A 20,469-nucleotide genomic window follows, 5' to 3' on the forward strand; every position below is an offset into this window, starting at 1 on the left:
TAATGCGTTAAGCTAACCAGTACTAATTGCCCGTGAGGCTTGATCCTATAACCTTGCAATACAAGGCAAACTCGAAAAACGTGCGCAATCGCACCACCCAACACCACACTTCTTCTCTTTGACGTTCTGCCCGAATACGCAGCAGAACGGTACAAGTTACAGTCTGACGACCATAGCGTCTTGGAACCACCCCTTCCCATCCCGAACAGGACCGTGAAACGAGACCGCGCCAATGATAGTGCACACACGTGCGTGAAAGTAGGTCATCGTCAGACTCACCATTCAACACCCCCTCAGGCAAAATGCCTCAGGGGGTGTTACGCTTTACATTCACAAAACAAAATCGGCAGAAAAATCGCGGGGGCTGAATGAGAAAGGACGCTCGAATGCGCTGGCGCTATTGGTCGGTACTTGTCTCACTATCTGTTCTCTTGCATATGGCGCTCTTCTGGCCATCGCCGAATCGAGATGTTCGAGCGCCTCTGTCCCCCGTGTTTTCCGTGCGTATTGCTCAACTTCAGCCTTCGTCCGAATCCCCGCAGCGTCTGCATGATGTGCCTGGCGCTGGAGTTGAAACAACCCTAGTCGAGACAACGACTGCGCCACCGCGGCCAACCCCTGATAATCCACCGCGTTCGTCGGTGGTGGGCAAGGCTGTGAAAGAGCGCGCCGGAACGCTGTCACGCGAGAGCGATCCTCAGGAAGCGCCGCAGGTGTTGCCACACAGGCTAAAGCCGAGCACGCCGCCAGAGTCGCCGGAGCTCGTGGTTTCCGCGGTTAGGCGTGAGCCTGAAGATGCGAAGGGGGTGTCGCTGTCCCGGTACCGTATCGCGCTTGCTGCGGCAGCCGTCCGCATGCAGTCGCTGGAGGCAGAAGTCTTGGGCGTGGCGGGTACGGCCGTGGTGGATGTCCGCCTGGCTGGCGGTGGGCCACAGGTGCATCTGGTGACGTCCAGCGGGGTCGAGAAGCTCGATCGAAGAGCGCTGGTGCTGCTGGGCAGGGCTATCCGGGAGGTGCCAGCACCGGTCGGGGATGGCGTCTCTGATGCGTTTGTCAGGCTGCCTGTAGTCTTCTCAAAGGATGAGTCGTGATTGGGCTCATCAGAACTTCTTGTCGGTTGTCGTCGGGCTGACGAGCCCCGTCATGGGTAGCGTGAGGCTGGTCGTGTGGAGTTCGAACCGATCGCGTCGGCGGTCGTCGAAGAAACTCCGAAGTGTGTAATCGACCGATCGGAACGCGATGTCACCCCAGGGGATTTCGGCTTCAGTCATCAGAACGGCCTCAAGCGATTCTTCTCCTGGCTGGAAATCAAGGTGAAGGAGTTCGGCGCGGTAGATGATGTGGATCTGGCTGATGTGAGGGATATCCACGAAGGTGAACATCGGCCCCAGGGCGACTCGGGCGCCGGCTTCTTCGAGGGTCTCGCGCAGCGCGGCTTCACCCGTGGTTTCGTTGTTTTCCATGAAGCCGGCCGGTAGTGTCCACTTGCCATAGCGGGGTTCGATTGCCCGCTTGCACATCAGGATCTTGTCCTCCCACGTGGCGATTGCGCCGACGACGACCTTGGGGTTCTGGTAGTGGATTGTTCCGCACTGGTCGCAGACGTGCCGGGGAAGATTGTCGCCGGGGGGAACTTTGAGGCTGACTGGGGCGCCACAGTGAGAGCAGAAGTTCATGGCCGAAGGATACGCGTGGACAGTCCCGCCATTCTAATTCAAGGTGTCGCCCATGCTGCGATGCGCCTGGTGACGATTCAAGAGTAAGTGGGCAGGACCGATAAAATGGAGTAGTGCAGTCCCAGACTGCGGCAACAATTGGAACTTACATGGTTGTGTCAATCGACGTTACGAAGTTCGAGCAACTGAAGGCCTCGGGAGATCTCCCGTCGCCCAAGGGGGTGGCGCTGGCCATCATCCGCCTGATTCAGCAGGAGGGGAGCTCGATGGGCGATCTCGCCCGGGTCATCAAGACCGACCCGGCTTTCGTCGGCAGGCTGATCAAGGCGGCCAACGGGCTGACGGGCTACAACCGCAGGGCGATTGCGTCGGTTCAGGAGGCGTTGATGGTGCTCGGTCTGCCGGCCGTCCGCACCCTGGCGCTGGGCTTCTCGCTGCTGTCGAGCTACCGCGACGGCAACTGCAAGGGCTTTGACTACGGGCGCTACTGGACGAGCTGTCTAGTCCATGCGCTGGCAATGCAGGCCATCACCCAGCGCACCCGTGTTGCGGCGGCGGAGGAGACGTTCTGTCTCGGCTTGCTGGCGCGGATCGGCGAACTCGCGTTGGCGACGCTCTACCCACAGGATTACGGGAAGGTCCTGAAGCAGACCCTCGAGTATCGGGATCTCCCGCTGGTGGCCCTGGAGCAGCGGGCTTTTGCGCTCAACCACCGGGAGCTGACTTCGGCAATGCTGGCCGACTGGGGCTTGCCGCGGATCTTCCACGAGCCGGCCTTCTTTTCCGAAGCCCCCGAGGAGTCGGGCTACGCCGATGGCTCGCGGGAGTTCGTGATCGCCCATTCGCTGCATCTGGCATCCTTCATCGCCGAGGTGTTTCTGGCCGAGGAGGCCGAGCGGCCCAACCTGATGAGTCGCCTGTTTGAGATCGGTGGGCGGCTGGCCTTCGATCCGGTGGCGATCAACGAACTGTGCGACGGGGTGGTCCGCGAGTGGCAGGCCTGGGGCGCGCTGCTTGAGCTCGATACCCTGGAGATCCCCCCGTTCAGCGAACTAGCTAGCCGTGGCGAGGCGATCGCCGCGACGCTCGCGACGGAGGCCAAGGCTCGCGTCCAGCATCTGCCGGGCGAATCCCATGAACTGCCGGTCGAGCGCGCGCCGATGCCGGGTGGCGCAAACCCGCTCACGCTGCCGGTGGGCATGTCCCAGGCCATGCGCGTGCTGATCGTCGACGACGACGCGTCGATGCGTGCGCTGGTTCGCAAGGTGCTCGAGACCGTCGGGCATCAGGTGCTCGAGGCGTCGGACGGACGCGTCGGCATGGAGATGGCGCTGGAGTTTCAGCCCCAGCTGATGATCGTCGACTGGATCATGCCCGAGATGAGCGGGCTCGAACTCACTCGGGCGCTACGCCAGACGAAGATTGGCCGCAGCATCTACATGCTGATCATGACCAGCCTCGACGACGACGACAGGCTGATCGAGGCCTTCGAGAACGGCGTCGATGACCTCATGAACAAGCCGATCAACCCGCGTGTGCTCGCGGCTCGGCTGCGTGCGGGCCAGCGGGTGATCCGCTTGCAACAGGAGCTCGACCGCGACCGGGAGGAGATTCGCCGCTTTGCGGCCGAGCTGGCCGTATCCAACCGGCGCCTGCAGGAAGTGGCGCTGACCGATTCGCTGACCGGCTTCCCCAACCGCCGCTACGCCATCGAGCGGATGCAGCAGGAGTGGTCGGTGTCATCGCGCACCCGCCGCCCGCTGTCGGGGATGGTCATCGACGTGGATCAGTTCAAGACCTACAACGATTCCCACGGCCACGACGTGGGGGATGCGGTGCTGCGGCAGGTGGCGACGTCGATCAAGGGCGCGCTGCGGGCCCAGGACATCGTGGCCCGCACCGGGGGCGACGAGTTCCTGGTGATCTGCCCGGACACCGGGCTGGACGCGGCGCTGGCCTGTGCCGAGCGGGTGCGCTTTGCCGTCGAGATCGCGCCGCTCACGGTTTCCGGCCAGCCCCTCACGATGTCGGTGAGCATCGGCGTGGCGACCCGCGACACGGTGATGACGGACCCGGATGCGCTGGTGAAGCGTGCGGACCAGGCGCTCTACCTGGCCAAGAACAAGGGGCGCAACCGCATCATGACCGCCCAGTCCCTGCGCCCGGGGCCGCTGATCCCGCCCCGCTAGGATCGTCTGGCGCCGATGGTGAAAGCCGTCGCGCGCCTTGTACGCAGGTCAGAATGGCCTACGCAACTGCCCAGTTTGGGCGTATGCGTAGGCCATTTTCTTACTTGCGTTTACGTGTTTGCTCCTACGTGATTTTCCGAAGCCCTCGCATGGCGAGAGTTGCCGGTGAACGGCAGAATTTGCCGCAGATAACGACAGGTCTGTCGAGGAGATAAAGATGAACACAAACACGATGCATGACGAGATTCGGGAACTGAATCTGGCCTATCTGATGCTTGCTCAGCAGATGCTGCGCGCCGACCGCGCTGCCGCCATCTACCGCCTCGGAATCGGCGAAGAAGTGGCTGAAGTGCTGGAAGGGTTGAGTTCCGCCCAGGTGCTGCGGATGGCCAATTCGAACATGCTGCTCTGTCAGTTCCGCTTCAACGACACCATGCTGGTCGATCTGCTGTCGTCCCATGGCCGTGAGCGCGGTGCGGCGCATCTGCACGCGGCGATCCTTGCTGCCGGGCGGCCTGTCGCCCATCTGGCCTGATCCGGCCCGCGGCTGAGGGAGACCATCGTGCGAAACAAGAGCGTGCTGCAGGAAGCGCAGGACATCCAGAAGGCGGTCGAGTTGATCCGTCTGGGTGCGCGCATGCAGATGCTTGAAGCCGAGACCGCCCTGAGCCGGGAACGTCTGCTCAAGCTCTACAAGGAAGTAAAGGGCGTCTCGCCCCCGAAGGGCATGCTGCCATTTTCGACGGACTGGTTCATGTCGTGGCAGCCGAACATCCATGCCTCGCTGTTCATGGCGCTGTACCGCTTCGTCCAGACCAACGCGCACCTCGAAGGGCTGGACGCCATCATCCAGGCTTACCGGCTGTACAACGAGCACATTGAATCCTTCGAGATGGAGCAGGTGCTGTCGCTCACCCGGGCCTGGACGCTGATCCGTTTCTTTGACGCCAAGCTGCTGCAACTGGCCCGTTGCACCAGCTGCGGCGGACATTTTGTCTCCCACGGCTTCGATCCGACCCACGATTACGTCTGTGGCCTGTGCCACGTGCCGTCCCGCGCCGGCAAGACCCGGCGGGCCCAGGCGAACGAAGTTGCCATACCCTGACCTCCCTCTCGATTGACGATGAGGTTACGCCGCCGGTTTCGATCAGGCGGCATTTTTTTGTCCGCTTTCGGGTGACGACAGGCTTGCGTCAGGTGCTCAAGTTTCTTCAGGCAGGGCCGATATCGCCGGTGAAGAATAACGGATCCGGCAGGCGCCCCCAGCCTGCCAACCCAATGAGGTTTCGGCGATGTTTCTGATCATCGGCTACGTCATCATCCTGGCGGCGTCTCTCGGCACCTATGCCGTGCACGGCAGTCTGGCGGCCCTGTGGGTTCCGACCGAATACATTGCGATCGTCGGTCTGACCATCGGTGGCTTCGTTGCGGGCAACGGGCCGAAGGCGATCAAGGGCACCATCGCCGCGCTGCCGACGATCTTCAAGGGCTCGCCCTACAACAAGGCCTTCTACACCGATGTGCTGTGCATGCTCTACGAGATCCTCGCCAAGGTGCGCAAGGAAGGCCTGATGTCCATCGAAGGCGACATCGAGAACCCGGAAGCCAGCCCGATCCTCTCCAAGTATCCGGCCTTCACGGCCGACCACCACGCGGTGGATTTCCTGTGCGACTACCTGCGGATGATGGTTGGCGGCAACCTCAACGCCTTCGAGATCGAGAACCTGATGGACATCGAGATGGAAACCCACCATCACGAAGCCCATACCCCGGCCCACGTGGTCTCGAAGGTGGGTGACGCGGTGCCGGCCTTCGGTATCGTCGTGGCGGTGATGGGCGTGGTGAACGTGATGGGCTCGGTGGGCCAGCCGCCGGCGGTGCTCGGCAAGATGATCGGCGGCGCGCTGGTGGGGACCTTCCTCGGTATTCTCATTTCCTATGGCTTCGTGGCCCCGGTGGCCGGCCAGCTGGAGCAGAAGGTCGAGGAGGGTGGAAAGATCTACCAGTGCATGAAGGCGGTGCTGCTGGCGAGCATGAACGGCTACGCGCCCCAGGTGGCGGTGGAGTTCGGGCGCAAGGTGTTGTTCTCGACCGACAGGCCGAGCTTTGCCGAGCTCGAAGAAGCGATCAAGAGCAAGAAGTGATGCGCGTCCCGGTGATGCGGCGTGATGCGTCGCGGATTCCCTCGCCTGCCGGATCGATGTCATGAGTGACGATACCCAACAGCCAATCGTCGTCAAGAAGATCAAGAAGGGCGGCGGCGGTGCCCACGGTGGCGCGTGGAAGATCGCCTATGCCGACTTCGTGACCGCGATGATGGCCTTCTTCCTGCTGATGTGGCTGCTCGGCTCCACAGCACAGGGCGACCTGCAGGGGATTGCGGAGTTCTTCAATTCGCCCCTCAAGGTGGCGATGAGCGGAGGTTCGGGCGCGGGCGATGCAACCAGCCCGATCGCCGGCGGCGGCCAGGATCTGACCCGCTCGGTGGGCCAGGTGAAGCGCGGCGACGTGGACGGTCGGCGTTCGATGAACATCGAGGCGGCCAAGGGCGCGACCAAGCCGGTGGGCGAGGACGAAGCCGAGGCCGTCAAGAAGGCCGAGGAGCGCAAGGAGCGCGCCAAGCTCGAAGACCTGAAGGGGCAGATCGAGGCGATCATCGAGGCGAGCCCAAGCCTGCGGCCGTTCAAGAACCAGCTGCTGCTGGACATCACCACCGAGGGCCTGCGCATCCAGATCGTGGACGAGCAGAACCGGCCGATGTTCGATTCGTCCAGTGCATCGCTCAAACCGTACACCCAGGAGCTGCTGCGCTCGATCGGCGCGACGCTCAACGGGGTGGATAACAACGTGAGTCTGTCGGGGCATACCGACTCGACGCGCTACGCGGGCGGCGAGCGGGGTTTCTCGAACTGGGAGCTCTCTGCCAACCGCGCCAACGCGTCGCGACGGGAGCTGGTGGCCGGCGGGCTGGCAGAAGGCAAGATGGTCCGGGTGGTCGGTCTGGCCGACACGTTGCCGCTCGATCCCGCCAACCCGGGCGGCCCGATCAACCGACGGATCAGCATCATCGTGCTCAACAAGCAGGCCGAGGCCGCGCTGCGCGGTGGCAACAAGAAGCTCGAAGTGAATAGTGAAACCGGTGTCGACGTCGGGGATATCCGCGCCGGCCTTGGCACCGGGCAGGCCATCCGGCTACCCGGCCGCCCTAAAGAATAAGCGTGCTCGTGACGATATGACCGCGACTGCTTCTGATTCTTGCCAATAGGAAAATGAAACCCTCTCGAACCACCGCGATACTCGTCGGCCTTCTGTGGTCGGGCGTGACAGTAGGTGTCACCACCTACTTCCAGGCTGGGGCTGTGGCGACCCTGACGGGGGCCGGCCTGCTCGTGCTCGGGTGGGTTGTGCTGATGCTGCTGGTGTCGGCCGAACCTGCGACGACGGAAGCCCACGGGCGCGCAACCAGCCTTCCGGTCGACGAGCTGGTTGCCATCGAAGGCGTGCTGCGGGAATCGACGCAGGCCTTCCGTGGCCAGCATCTGGCCATCAAGGGCGAGGTGGATCGGGTGCAGGAGATGCTCTCCACTGCCATCGGCACCCTGATGGGGAGCTTTCACGGCCTGCTTGCGGCGACCCAGGCTCAGCAGAACGTGGCTGTCGGCCTCGCGCAGGATGACGAGGATGGCGATGCCGGTTCGCGCTTCGATCTGTTCGTGGCCAACACCTCGGCGGTGATGCAGCGCGTCGTGGATAGCGTGATCCTCAACAGCAAGCTGGGCATGGAGCTGGTCGAGATGACCGACCGCATCTCCCAGCGGGCCAATGACGTGGAAAGCATCCTCGGCGAGATCAGCAGCATCTCCAAGCAGACCAACCTGCTGGCCCTCAACGCGGCCATTGAGGCGGCTCGGGCGGGGGAGGCCGGCCGTGGCTTTGCGGTGGTGGCCGACGAGGTGCGCGAGCTGTCGACCCGTACCGCCCAGTTCAGCCAGCAGATCAGCATCGTCATGAAGTCGATGCGCGAAGGCGTGGAGGGCGCCGAGGACGCGATCGAGCGTCTTGCCTCCACCGACATGAACTTTGCCGTCGAATCGAAGCAGCAGGTTGAGCAGGTGCTTGCGTCGATCGAATCGATCAACCAGCAGCGCGGCAAGGCCATCGTCCGGCTGGGCGAGCAGGCCCGCGAGATGGACGTGGAAGTCAATCGGGCGGTGACCGCGCTGCAGTTTCAGGATCTGGTGTCCCAGCTCATCGGGCACGTGGATCGGCGGGTGGAAGGGCTTGGGCAGTTGATGACCGAGTTCGACGCCCTCACCGATGGCATCCAGCACGCCATTTCGGCGGGTGATTTCGGTCCGCTGCGCAATGCTGCCGCGGCAATCCAGACGTCACTGGCGACGCTCGATCAGCGCGTCGGGGGCAACCCGGTGAGCCAGCAGGATGTCTCGCACGGCGAAATCGACTTGTTTTAGTTTCAGAACCTTAGGAAATGACAATGGCCAAGACCGTACTCACCGTTGATGATTCTGCCTCCATCCGGCAGATGGTGTCCTTCACCCTTAAAAGCGCCGGCTACGAGGTCGTCGAGGCTGTCGATGGCATGGATGGCCTTGACAAGGCCAAGTCCCGCGCCTGCAACCTGGTCCTCACCGACCAGAACATGCCGCGCATGGACGGCCTGTCCCTCATCAAGTCGCTGCGGGCGATGCCCCAGTACCGCACGGTGCCGATCCTGATGCTGACGACCGAATCGTCCGACGCCATGAAGTCCCAGGGCCGCGCCGCCGGCGCGACCGGCTGGCTGGTCAAGCCCTTCGACCCGCAGAAGCTCATCGAGGTGGTCAAGAAGGTGATCGGCTAAGCCGAGGCTGGCATTCGCGCGTCAGGGAGACAGGCATGGCCATAGACATGAGCCAGTTCTACCAGGTGTTTTTCGAGGAAGCCGCCGAGCACCTGGCGAGTATGGAGGCGTTGCTGCTGGCGATCGACCCGGCCGCGCCCGACGAGGAGGAGGTTAACGCGCTTTTCCGCGCCGCCCACTCGATCAAGGGGTCGAGCGGCACCTTCGGCTTCCAGGACATGATGGAGGTCACCCACATCCTCGAGACCATGCTCGACCGGGTTCGCAAGGGCGAAGCCCCGCTCACCGACGACATGGTGGATGCCTCCCTGGTGGCGGGGGATGTGCTCAAGAACCTGCTTGCCGCCCACCGGGGCGAGGACGAGGCGGACCGGGAGGCGGCAGAGGCCATCTGTCATCGCCTGCAGGCCTTGTGCAACGCCCTCGACGCGCCCGCCGCCGTATCGTCGATCCCGGCACCCGAGCCCATTGCGCTGGGCGTGCCGGTCTGCGTCACCGGCTTCGATCTGTATTTCTCGCTGCTTGGCGCATCGCCCGAGGAGCGCCTGGGCAATCTCATCGAGGAGCTGGGCAGCTTCGGCGTGGTGGAGACGCTCGCCACGCCAACCGCCGACAATCCGGAATGTCACCTGCGGATCACCACCGAGGTCGGCGCCGACGTGCTCCGCGGGATCATCGACTTTGTCGCCGACGGCGAGACCGTGCGCATCGAGCCCTTCGGCCAGCAGGACGCCGATGGACATGAGGCCTACGGCTTCTTCCACGACATGATCCAGCCGGCCGATGAGGCCTACGGCTTCTTTGACCCTCAGCCCGAACCCGATGGCTCGTCAGGCGGCGCGCCGGCGGTGTTTTCGGTCGATGGCGGTGAAGCCTACGGCTTCTTCACCGATCTTCCCGCCCAGTCCGACGCCCCGGCCGAACCCGAGCCCTATGGGCTGTTCACCGATCCCGAGCCTGCCGCTGCGCCGGCCGAGACAGCTTACGGTTTCTTCGATCCCCTGCCGCAGGCCGCTCCGGCGGTTGTGGCGGCTGCGCCCGAACCCGCTGCGGTCGTCGAGGCGCCGGCTCCGGTCGCTGCGCCCACCAAGAAGCCGCCGGCAGTGCGCGCGGCCGGTAGCGGTGACAGTGGCTCGATCCGCGTCAGCGTCGAGAAGGTGGACCAGATGATCAACCTGGTGGGCGAACTGGTCATCACCCAGGCCATGCTCACCCAGGCGGCCAGCAACGTCGATCCGGTGATCTTCGAGCGCCTCATCAACGGGCTCGCCCAGCTGGAGCGCAACACCCGCGATCTGCAGGAATCCGTGATGTCGATCCGGATGATGCCGATCTCGGTGGTGTTCAGCCGCTTCCCGCGGGTGGTGCGCGATCTGTCCCAGAAGCTCGGCAAGCAGGTCGAGCTGAAGACGATCGGCGAGACCACCGAAATGGACAAGAGCCTCGTCGAACGCATCACCGACCCGCTCACCCACCTTGTGCGCAACAGCCTCGACCACGGCCTCGAAACCCCCGAGAAGCGCCGCGCCGCCGGCAAGCCGGAAACCGGCACGATCACCCTGTCGGCCTACCACCAGAGCGGCAACATCGTCATCGAGGTGGGTGACGACGGTGCCGGCCTCAACCGCGCCCGCATTCTCTCCAAGGCCAAGGAACGCGGCATGGCGGTGAGTGACGCGATGAGCGACCAGGACGTCTGGCAGCTCATCATGGAGCCGGGCTTCTCGACCGCCGAGCAGGTCACCGAGGTGTCCGGCCGTGGCGTGGGCATGGACGTGGTCAAGAAGAACATCTCGGCGATGGGCGGGCGGATCGAACTCGATTCGATGCCCGGCGTCGGCACCCGCATCACGGTGCGTCTACCGCTCACCCTGGCGATCCTTGACGGCATGAGCGTCGGCGTCGGCCCCGAGACCTACATCATCCCGCTGGGCTACGTGATGGAGTCGATGCAGCCGGAGCGCGGCATGATGAAGAGCGTCTCCGGTGTCGAGCGGCTGATCCAGGTGCGTGGCGAATACCTCCCGGTGATCTGCCTGCACGACGTGTTCCGCATCCAGGGCGCGATCACCGACTGGTCGAAGGGGATCATGGTGGTGCTGGAGGCCGACGGACAGAGCGCGGCCCTGTTCATCGACCAGCTCGTCGGCCAGCACCAGGTGGTCATCAAGAGCCTGGAGGCCAACTACCGGCGGGTGCCGGGGGTGGCCGGGGCAACCATCATGGGCGACGGCCGCGTGGCGCTGATCCTCGACGTGCCGATGCTCGTCGGCATGGCCCGGCGGGTGTTGCCGGCGGCGGCCTGAGACAGTCCGTCGCGCGTTTCGAAGGCCGCCTCAGGGCGGCCTTTTTCATGCTGGGCGACTGTCTCGAGACGCCTTCAGAAACATGGGGGGCTGCCGTAAAAGCCTCTATCGCCAACGAGGAGCATCCCATGTTGCAGGCAACTCAAACCGCTGCCGCCCTGGAGTCGGAAGGATCCGGCTTCGCCCAGGAGCTGCTGACCTTCACGCTGGGCGCCGAGGAGTACGCGATCGATATCCTGAAGGTCCAGGAGATCCGCGGCTACGACGCCGTCACCTCGATCGCCAACGCCCCCGCGTTCATCAAGGGGGTGATCAACCTGCGCGGCACCATCGTGCCGATCGTCGATCTGCGCATCAAGTTCGCCGTCGGCGTCGTCGAATACACCCCCTTCACTGTCGTGATCATCCTCAACATCGGCGGCCGCGTGGTCGGGATGGTGGTGGATGCCGTGTCGGACGTCATTGCGCTCCAGCCCGAGCAGATCCGCCCGGCGCCGGATTTCGCCTCGTCGGTCGACACCGCCTACATCATGGGCCTGGGCGCCCTGGGCGAGCGGATGCTGATCGTCGTCGACATCGAGCGCCTGATGCTCTCCAGCGAGATGGCGCTGGTTGACGAAGTGGCGCAGTAGGCCTGCCTCCGCCGACCCCAACACAAGCTGAGAGTGACTGTCATGAGTGGAATTCTTTCGCCGGCCATTGGCGTGATGAACCGGCTGTCCGTGCAGGGCAAGCTGGCCCTGCTGGGGATCATCGGCATGGTGCCGGTGATCGTGCTGGCCTACCTGCTGCTCGACCGCATCCAGGGCGAGGTGGCGTTTACCCGCCTCGAGACCCGGACCGTGCCGATTGTGATGCCGGCGCGTCAGCTGCTTCAGGCGGCGCAGGCGCACCGGGGTGTGTCGCAGGCGGTCATCGGTGGCAATACGGCTCAGGCCGGCCGGCTGACCGAACTCGAAGCCAAGGTTGATGCGGCCCTCAAGGCGGGGGATGCGGCGGGCGCCGAACAACGTGCTGCCGAGCTCGCCACCGACGCCACCTGGCGCGGGCTGGCAAAGGATTGGGCCGATGTGAAGGCGCGTGCCGTGACTGTTTCCGGGCCGGAGAGCTTCCGCCTGCATACCGAATACATCAACCGGGTGCGCGACTACATCACGCGGGTGGCCGACGCGACCAACGCGACGCTCGATCCGGAGCTGGAAACCTACTACCTCATGGACATGTTCACCGCGCGCCTGCCCGGGCTCGCGGAGGATGCGGGCGCCACGCGGGCGATTGGCACCGGCATCGCATCGCGCCAGAAGATCGTGGAGAGCGAGCGGGTTGATCTGGGGGTGCTGATGCAGCGCATCGCCGATGCGCGCAGTGGCGTGGACGCGGCGGTGCAGAAGGCAGGCAGCAAGGACGCCGGCCTGCAGACGCTCCTGGCCGGGCCGGGCAAGACGCTGGCCTCCGAGATGCAGGGCTTCACCGAACTGGTGAATGGCAGCGTGCTTAAGGCCGCCGAGATCAACATCGCACCGAACCGGGTTTTCGAGACCGGAACCCGGGCGGTGGATAGCGCCTACGCCCTGTTCGACATCGCCGCTGCGGAGTTTGACCGTCGCCTGGCGGAACGCCTGACGCGCCTCGAGCAGCTGCGCATGCTGGTCATCGCGGTGATCGTCGTCTGTCTGCTGGTGGCGGGTTATCTCTTCCTCGGCTTCCGCCGCACGATGCTCACCTCCATCAGCGAGATCCAGTCCGGCCTTGGCCGGATGAGCGCGGGCAAGCTGGATGAGTCGCTGGTCGTGTGTTCGAGCGACGCCTTCGGCGAGATCGCCGGCGCCCTCAACGGAATGCAGACCAGCCTGAAGGCCAAGATCGCTGCCGACCACGAAGTGTCAGCCGCCAACCTGCGGGTGCGCAACGCCCTCGACAAGGCCTCGACCAACATCATGCTGGCCGACAACGATGGTCAGATCGTCTATTGCAACGAAGCCGTGCTGAGCATGCTGCGTCAGGCCGAATCGGACATCCGCAAGGAGCTGCCCGCATTCAGCGTCGAAGGGCTGGTGGGACGCAACTTCGATGCCTTCCACAAGAACCCGGCGCATCAGCGCAACGTGCTCGGCCGGCTCACCGGCGAGCATCGTGCCCAGGTAAAGATCGGCGGCCGGACCTTCAGCCTCATTGCCAACCCGGTGTTCAATGCTCAGGGTGAGCGTCTTGGATCGGTGGTCGAGTGGGGCGACCGGACCAGTGAAGTGCGTATCGAAGAGGAAATGGCCGACCTGATGGCGGCTGCGGTTGCGGGCAACTTCGCCCGCCGGCTGTCCCTCGAGGGCAAGACCGGTTTCTTCGCGACACTCGCCGACGGCATGAACAACCTGATGGGCATCGTGGCGACTAATCTCGACGACATCGCCCGGGTGCTCAATGCCATTGCCCGGGGCGATCTGACCGAGAAGATCACCGCCGACTACGGCGGCACCTTTGGCCAGCTGAAGGACGACACCAACACCACGGTCGAGCGCCTGCGCGAGGTGGTCGGTCAGATCAAGGACGCGTCCGAATCCATCAACACCGCGGCCCAGGAAATCGCCGCTGGCAACGCCGACCTGTCGGCGCGCACCGAAGAGCAGGCCAGCAGCCTCGAAGAAACCGCCAGCTCGATGGAGCAGCTCAACGCCACCGTCAAGCAGAACGCCGAGAACGCCCGCCAGGCCCGCAACCTCGCCAGCTCCAGCAACGAGGTGGCGGAGCAGGGCGGGGCGATGGTCAATCGGGTGGTCGAGACCATGGGCTCGATCCAGGACAGCGCGAAGAAGATCGCCGACATCATCGGCGTGATCGACTCGATCGCCTTCCAGACCAACATCCTGGCGCTCAACGCGGCGGTCGAGGCCGCCCGCGCCGGCGAGCAGGGCCGCGGCTTTGCGGTGGTGGCGAGCGAGGTGCGAAGCCTCGCCCAGCGCAGCGCCCAGGCCGCCCGCGAGATCAAGGCGCTCATCGCCGACAGCGTGGACAAGGTGGAGGACGGCGCCAGGCTGGTGAACGAAGCCGGCCAGACGATGGAAGACGTCGTCACCAACTTCCAGCGCCTGTCCGCCCTGGTTACCGAGATCGCCGACGCCAGCCAGGAACAGAGCGGCGGCATCGAGCAGGTGACCCAGGCCGTCGGCCAGATGGACGAAGTGACCCAGCAGAACGCCGCGCTGGTGGAAGAGGCCGCCGCCGCTGCCGAGAGCCTGCAGGAGCAGTCCATGTCCCTGGTGCGCTCGGTGGCCCATTTTCAGCTCAAGGGCAACTCGGCCCAGGAGCAGCGTGCGCCCACTGCCCTCGACTTCGACGGCGTGATCCAGGCTCACATGGGCTGGAAGCAGAAATTGCGGGATTTCATCTCCGGGAGCGGGGAGAACCTCGACCCGGCCGTCGTCTCCCGGGACGACAAGTGCGTGCTGGGCTGCTGGATCCACGGCGAAGGCCAGCGCTACGCCAGGGAATCCGGCTTCGCCCGCCTCACCAAATCCCATGCCGATTTTCACCGCTGTGCGGGTGACGTCGTCCGCGCCCAGCTGGCCGGTGACGAGGCGGGGGCCAAGCGCCTGCTGCTGAACGACTTCTCGGTGCTCTCCGACGAGACCATCCAGGAGATCCGCCGGATGAAGGCCTTGCATGGCCAGCAGGCGCCCGTGCCGGTCGCGCCGAAGCCGGTCACGGCCCAGGTCGCCGCCCTGCCGCTGCGCAGCGCCAAGGGGGGGCGGGTTGGAACACCGCTGCCGAAAGTCCGGCAGCAGGCCGCCAATCTGGCGGAAAGCGAGTGGGAAGAGTTCTGAGCTGCAAATCCGTTTGAGGTCTGACACATAGGGTCGGTCTGGTACAGAAGGAACAAGAAATGAAAATCAACATGCCTGTCACCCAGCATGAGGTGGAGCTGTCCGAGAACTCGCTGATCGTGTCGAAGACCGATCTGAAGGGGCAGATCACCTACATCAACCGGGATTTCATCGAGATCAGCGGCTTCACCGAGAGCGAACTGCTCGGCCGGCCGCACAACATCGTCCGACACCCGGACATGCCGGTGGAAGCCTTCGCGGACATGTGGGTCGCCCTCAAGGAACACCGGCCGTGGGTGGGCCTGGTGAAGAACCGCTGCAAGAACGGCGACCATTACTGGGTCGAGGCCCATGCCGCGCCGATCGTCGAAAACGGCCAGACCATCGGCTACATGTCGGTGCGCCGCAAGGCCTCCCGCGACCAGATCCAGGCGGCCGAGGCGGCCTATGCCCTGTTCCGCGAGGGTAAGGCCGGCGGGATGAAGATCCGCGATGGCCGCGTCGTTCGTGACGGGGTGTTCGGGCCGGTGAAGCATCTCCTGTCGAGCATGAAGGTGCGCAGCGCGATCATGATGTCCATGACGCTGATGACGATCATCGTCGTGGCCCAGGGTTACATCGGGATGGCCAAGCTCTCGGAAGCCGATGAGGCCATCAGCCAGACTTACGAGCGGCGTCTGAAGCCTGCCATCGATATTGCGCGGGTCGAGAATGCCATCGCCGAATCCCGCTCGCAGATCCTGCTGGGCCTTGTCCATGCGCCGGACAATCCGGCCAGCAAGACGCTGAACCATACCCTCGACGGGCACCTGACGGCGCTCGACAAGTCGATGGCCGAGGCGGCCGCGCTGTGGAACGTCTATGGCGACGAGAACTACGCCCGCACGGCGGAGCTCAAGGGGCTGCTCGCCAAGTTTGGCGAAGCCCGTCAGGGGCTGATCGCCAAGGGTCTGACCCCCGCCCGTGAGGCGCTTGCCGCCGGTCGGTTCGACGACGCCAACCGCATCGTCGCCACAGAGCTGGCGGCCCACTTCGACGCGGCCCGTGTCGCGGCCCGGGGTGTTCAGGAGTACATGCTCACCCGCGCCGACCAGCAACGTCAGGAGGCCATCGCCCAGTACCAGAAGACGCTTTACCTGACGATTGCCGGTGTGGTGCTGTCGGTGCTGTTTGCGCTGGTGCTGGTGTGGTGGCTGGTCCGCCGGATCGTCGGTCCGCTCAGGAGCGCGGTCGGTGTGTTCCAGCAGATCGCCCAGGGCAACTTCCAGTCGGCGGTCGAAACCGGCCGCCGGGACGAAATCGGCCAGGTGCTCGATGGACTCGAATCCATGCAGGTGCGCCTGGGTTACGACGTGGCGGAGGCCAAGATCGTCTCTGACGCGATGGCCCAGATCAAGGTGGGCCTGGATACGGTGGAAACCAACGTCCGGATCGCCGATGTGCATGGTCGCGTGCTGTACGCCAACCCGGCCCTGCTCAAGACCATCGCCGGGATCGAGGATCGCATCCGCGAATACGCCCCGGGCTTCAGCGCGAGCAGTTTCGTGGGGAGCAGCATCGGGGGGCTTTACCCCGATCCTGATGCGGCGCTGCGCCGTCTTGCCGGCTTGACCGAGACCGCCCGCACCCAGATGGTAATTGGCGGCCGGACCTTCGACGTGGTGACCAGCCCGGTCTTCAGCGAAACCGGCGAACGCCTCGGTTCGGCGGGCGAATGGCGTGACCGCACCGATGAACTGGCCGCCGAGCGCGAAGTGCAGGCCATCGTGTCGGCCGCTGCCGACGGCGACTTCTCGGCGCGGCTCGAAAGCACCGGCAAGACCGGCTTCTTCCTCGATCTGTCGAATGGACTCAACCGCCTGATGGAAGGCGTGGCAGCGAGCCTCGGCGACCTGGGTCGCGTGATGAACGCCATCGCCCGGGGTGACCTGACCGAGAAGATCGATGCGGATTACAGCGGGACCTTCGGCCAGCTGAAGGACGACACCAACACCACCGTCGAGCGCCTGCGTGAGGTGGTCAGCCAGATCAAGGAAGCGGCCGAATCCATCAACACCGCGGCCCAGGAGATCGCGGCCGGCAACTCCGATCTGTCGGCCCGTACCGAAGAGCAGGCCAGCAGCCTCGAAGAAACCGCCAGCTCGATGGAGCAGCTCAACGCCACCGTCAAGCAGAACGCTGACAACGCCCGTCAGGCCCGCGAGCTGGCCAGCTCCAGCAACGAGGTGGCCGAGCAGGGCGGCGAGATGGTCAATCGTGTCGTCGGCACGATGGGCTCGATCCAGGAAAGCTCCAAGAAGATCGCCGACATCATCGGCGTGATCGACTCGATCGCCTTCCAGACCAACATCCTGGCGCTCAACGCGGCGGTGGAAGCCGCCCGCGCCGGCGAGCAGGGCCGCGGCTTTGCGGTGGTGGCGAGCGAAGTGCGCAGCCTTGCCCAGCGCAGCGCCCAGGCCGCCCGGGAGATCAAGGCGCTCATCGCCGACAGCGTGGACAAGGTGGAAGACGGCGCCAAGCTGGTGAACGAAGCTGGCCAGACCATGGAAGAGGTGGTGGCCAACTTCCAGCGCCTGTCGGTGCTGGTGACCGACATCTCCGAGGCCAGCCAGGAGCAGAGCGGCGGCATCGAGCAGGTGACCCAGGCCGTCGGCCAGATGGACGAAGTGACCCAGCAGAACGCCGCGCTGGTGGAAGAAGCCGCAGCAGCAGCGGAGAGCCTGGAGGACCAGGCCCGCACGCTGGTCCGCGCCGTCTCGATGTTCCGCCTGAGCGCGGCTGGCGCGCCTTCCGCCGTCGTGCCGGACAACGTCGCCCGCCTGCCCGAGCGCCCCGCACGGCCGGCGCCGAAGGCGGTGGTTGCGCCGGTGTCGAAGGTGCGCAAGGCGAGCGTCGCCGTTGGCGGTGACATGGATGACGAGTGGGAAGAATTCTGAAGAGCCCGGCAATGACTGAAAAACTCACAGCACGCCGGCCCCTGTCGGCAAGCACGGCCCCACGGCCTGCACCCCGCCCGGTTTCCACGGGCGTGGCCCAACCGGATCGGGAGTTCGCCTTCTCCCCCGCAGACTTCGAACGGGTCCGCGCGCTGATCTACAAGCACGCGGGCATCTCCCTGTCGCCGGTCAAGCAGGACATGGTCTATAGCCGGCTGGCCCGGCGCCTGCGGGCGCGGGGCGACCGGACCTTCGCCGAATACCTCGACCGGGCCGAGCGGGAGCCGGACGAATGGGAAACCTTCGTCAATAGCCTCACCACCAACCTGACCTCGTTCTTCCGCGAGGCTCATCACTTCGACATCCTCGCCGAGCGCCTGAAGAAGCACGCTGGCCGTGGCCCGGTGCGGATCTGGTGCAGCGCGGCATCCACCGGCGAGGAACCCTACAGTCTGGCGATCACGGCCTGCGAAGCCTTCAACACGATGACGCCGCCGGTGCAGATCGTCGCCACCGACATCGACACCAACGTGCTCGCCACCGCCGGGAAGGGCGTGTATGGCCTCGACCGGGTCGATCGCCTGTCGCGGGAGCGGATGCAGCGCTTCTTCCTCAAGGGCACCGGCACCCAGGCCGGGCTGGCGCGGGTGCGGCCCGAGCTGCAGCGGCTGATCGAATTCAAGCGCATCAACCTGCTTGATACCCACTGGGCGCTGCAGGGGCCTTTCGATTACATGTTCTGCCGGAACGTGATGATCTATTTCGACAAGCCGACCCAGCACACCATCCTCAAGCGCTTCGTGCCCCTGCTCAAGTCGGACGGCCTGTTGTTTGCCGGCCACTCCGAAAGCTTCCTGCACGCCGCCGATCTATTCCGGTCGCTCGGTCGGACGGTCTACGAAAGGACGGATGCCCGTGACCGATGATCCCGGCTATGTGGAACATCTGGCGACCAATCGCTATTTCGACCGGACCTTTGATTGCGACGCGGTAAAGGTGCTGCCGGGCGAATATTTCGTCACCACGTCCGACATCCTGCTGGTCACCGTGCTGGGGTCCTGCGTTACCGCGTGCATCCGCGATCGGGAGAAGGGGCTGGGGGGCATGAACCATTTCATGCTGCCGGAAACGAATGAGGGTTCGGGAATGCTCAGCACCTCGGCCCGCTACGGCGTTTATGCAATGGAGGTCTTGCTGAACCATCTGCTCAAATTGGGTGCGCGCAGGAGCAGTCTCGAAGCCAAGGTATTTGGCGGCGGAAAGGTATTGGCAAGCCTGACCCAGGCGCAGGTGGGAGAGAAGAATGCGCAGTTCGTTCTCGATTATCTCGACACCGAGCGGATACCCATCGTGGCGCAGGATCTACTCGATATCTACCCCCGCAAGGTGTACTTCTTTCCGGCCAGCGGGCGGGTCATGATGAAAAAACTGGTTCGCGTGAAAAACGACACGCTCGTTGCTCGCGAGCGCGAATATGAAGCCCGACTTCGACGCGACAATGTGCAAGGCGACGTCGAGCTATTTGGTTGACCGGGTTTTTGCACCGGTTTCGATACTGGAAACAGAGCATGGCAATCAAGGTTCTAATCGTCGACGACTCCGCGCTGATGCGGAGCATGCTGTCAGAGGTCATCAATTCCGCGTCCGATCTCGAAGTGGTTGGCGTTGCACCCGACCCCATCATCGCGCGGGAAATGATCAAGACGCACAATCCGGACGTTCTGACGCTGGATATCGAAATGCCCAAAATGGACGGGCTCGATTTCCTGGCGCGTCTGATGCGGCTCCGGCCGATGCCCGTCGTGATGATTTCGAGCCTGACGCAGCGGGGTTCTGAAGCCACGCTGCAGGCGCTCGAATTGGGCGCGGTGGATTTCCTGCCCAAGCCGAAACTGGACTCGACGGCCGGAATAGAGAACTATCGTGTAGAAATTTGTGAAAAGGTCCGGGCCGCGTATGGCGCCAGGCCCCGTGTGCCGTTAAGAGCTGTAACAGCACCGAAACCCTTGCTGCGAGAGCCTTCCGAGGGGATTGGCGGGGGGGCTGGAAACCTTCCCGAACGGGTATTGCAGGAGAAACTGGTGCTGATCGGGGCCTCGACGGGTGGCACCGAGGCCATCAAGGAAGTGCTATGTTCTCTGCCCGGGCAAATGCCTGGAATCCTGATCGTTCAGCACATGCCGGAGATGTTCACCGCGTCCTTCGCGAAACGTCTTGATGGGCTGTGCCAGATGCGGGTCAAGGAGGCCGAGCATGGCGAGAAGGTGATGCCGGGCACAGCCTATCTGGCGCCGGGGCATTCGCATCTGTCGCTGCGGCGCGTGGTGGGGGGCTATGTCTGCGAACTCGCCCAGTCGGAGCCGGTCAATCGGCACCGGCCGGCGGTGGATGTGCTGTTCCACTCGGCGGCCAAGCAGGTCGGGGCCAACGCGCTGGGGGTGATCCTCACCGGGATGGGCAAGGACGGCGCCCAGGGGCTGCTGGCGATGAAGCAGGCCGGCGCATGGACGATCGGACAGGATCAGGAGTCCTGCGTGGTTTACGGCATGCCGCGTGAAGCGGCAGCCATCGGCGCCCTCGATGATGTGGCGCCGCTGAAGGAAATCGGGCAACGTGTGCTCTCCCGTCTGCGCGGGATCGAACGCCGGGGTCTGAGGGCATGAATTGAGCGATGGCCGGCGCG

16 protein-coding genes and 1 rRNA gene are annotated in these 20,469 nt (G+C 64.3%); 16 read left to right on the top strand and 1 reads right to left on the bottom strand.

Translation table 11 applies throughout. The features are described 5' to 3' along the window. Positions 1-162 precede the first annotated feature (162 nt). Both rrf and GH681_RS02545 read left to right on the top strand, forming a co-directional pair. Positions 163-275: ribosomal RNA gene (rrf, locus tag GH681_RS02540) — 5S ribosomal RNA — on the top strand. 366 nt (positions 276-641) lie between these two features. Then, positions 642-1,091, top strand: coding sequence for a hypothetical protein (locus tag GH681_RS02545; RefSeq protein WP_153159893.1), 450 nt, complete (start codon positions 642-644; stop codon positions 1,089-1,091). Between the two features lie 9 nt (positions 1,092-1,100). Here GH681_RS02545 and GH681_RS02550 read toward each other — a convergent pair whose 3' ends face one another. After that, complete coding sequence (locus tag GH681_RS02550; RefSeq protein WP_153159894.1) at positions 1,101-1,676, bottom strand: NUDIX hydrolase; 576 nt, start codon at positions 1,674-1,676, stop codon at positions 1,101-1,103. A 149-nt stretch (positions 1,677-1,825) separates the two neighbouring features. On the opposite strand from GH681_RS02550, the gene GH681_RS02555 reads away from it, so the two are divergent. The 14 genes from GH681_RS02555 (at position 1,826) to GH681_RS02620 (ending at position 20,449) form a co-directional block, all read left to right on the top strand. Further along, positions 1,826-3,865 carry a diguanylate cyclase gene (locus tag GH681_RS02555; RefSeq protein ID WP_153159895.1) on the top strand — a complete coding sequence of 680 codons (2,040 nt, stop codon included), beginning with the start codon at positions 1,826-1,828 and terminating at the stop codon, positions 3,863-3,865. Between the two features lie 217 nt (positions 3,866-4,082). Beyond that, positions 4,083-4,400, top strand: coding sequence for a flagellar transcriptional regulator FlhD (flhD, locus tag GH681_RS02560; RefSeq protein ID WP_153159896.1), 318 nt, complete (start codon positions 4,083-4,085; stop codon positions 4,398-4,400). Positions 4,401-4,427: 27 nt separating this feature from the next. Then, positions 4,428-4,970 carry a flagellar transcriptional regulator FlhC gene (gene flhC, locus GH681_RS02565; RefSeq protein WP_153159897.1) on the top strand — a complete coding sequence of 181 codons (543 nt, stop codon included), beginning with the start codon at positions 4,428-4,430 and terminating at the stop codon, positions 4,968-4,970. 187 nt (positions 4,971-5,157) lie between these two features. Continuing rightward, entirely contained in the window at positions 5,158-6,009 is an 852-nt protein-coding gene (motA, locus tag GH681_RS02570) for a flagellar motor stator protein MotA (protein ID WP_153159898.1), read from the top strand. A gap of 61 nt (positions 6,010-6,070) precedes the next feature. Further along, a complete protein-coding gene (gene motB / locus GH681_RS02575; protein WP_153159899.1) occupies positions 6,071-7,081 on the top strand; it encodes a flagellar motor protein MotB in 1,011 nt (336 codons plus the stop codon). A gap of 53 nt (positions 7,082-7,134) precedes the next feature. Next, entirely contained in the window at positions 7,135-8,337 is a 1,203-nt protein-coding gene (locus tag GH681_RS24020) for a methyl-accepting chemotaxis protein (protein WP_153159900.1), read from the top strand. Positions 8,338-8,360: 23 nt separating this feature from the next. Then, on the top strand, positions 8,361-8,726 hold the full coding sequence (locus tag GH681_RS02585) for a response regulator (protein ID WP_153159901.1): 366 nt from the start codon (positions 8,361-8,363) through the stop codon (positions 8,724-8,726). Between the two features lie 35 nt (positions 8,727-8,761). Further along, positions 8,762-11,032: a chemotaxis protein CheW gene (locus GH681_RS02590; protein WP_153159902.1), complete on the top strand. Its 2,271-nt coding sequence runs from the start codon at positions 8,762-8,764 to the stop codon at positions 11,030-11,032. Positions 11,033-11,160: 128 nt separating this feature from the next. Further along, on the top strand, positions 11,161-11,664 hold the full coding sequence (locus GH681_RS02595; protein WP_153159903.1) for a chemotaxis protein CheW: 504 nt from the start codon (positions 11,161-11,163) through the stop codon (positions 11,662-11,664). 42 nt (positions 11,665-11,706) lie between these two features. Further along, a complete protein-coding gene (locus GH681_RS23920; protein ID WP_194271117.1) occupies positions 11,707-14,850 on the top strand; it encodes a methyl-accepting chemotaxis protein in 3,144 nt (1,047 codons plus the stop codon). A gap of 59 nt (positions 14,851-14,909) precedes the next feature. Beyond that, a complete protein-coding gene (locus tag GH681_RS24025) occupies positions 14,910-17,786 on the top strand; it encodes a methyl-accepting chemotaxis protein (RefSeq protein WP_153159904.1) in 2,877 nt (958 codons plus the stop codon). Positions 17,787-17,797: 11 nt separating this feature from the next. Then, on the top strand, positions 17,798-18,712 hold the full coding sequence (locus GH681_RS02610; protein WP_153159905.1) for a CheR family methyltransferase: 915 nt from the start codon (positions 17,798-17,800) through the stop codon (positions 18,710-18,712). Further along, on the top strand, positions 18,702-19,316 hold the full coding sequence (gene cheD, locus GH681_RS02615) for a chemoreceptor glutamine deamidase CheD (protein ID WP_228111755.1): 615 nt from the start codon (positions 18,702-18,704) through the stop codon (positions 19,314-19,316). The genes GH681_RS02610 and cheD overlap by 11 nt, the downstream gene beginning before the upstream one ends. Positions 19,317-19,354: 38 nt before the next feature. Next, positions 19,355-20,449, top strand: coding sequence for a chemotaxis response regulator protein-glutamate methylesterase (locus GH681_RS02620; protein ID WP_153159907.1), 1,095 nt, complete (start codon positions 19,355-19,357; stop codon positions 20,447-20,449). Positions 20,450-20,469: the final 20 nt, after the last annotated feature.

This window comes from Zoogloea sp. 1C4, assembly GCF_009469605.1.
Taxonomy (GTDB): domain Bacteria; phylum Pseudomonadota; class Gammaproteobacteria; order Burkholderiales; family Rhodocyclaceae; genus Zoogloea; species Zoogloea oryzae.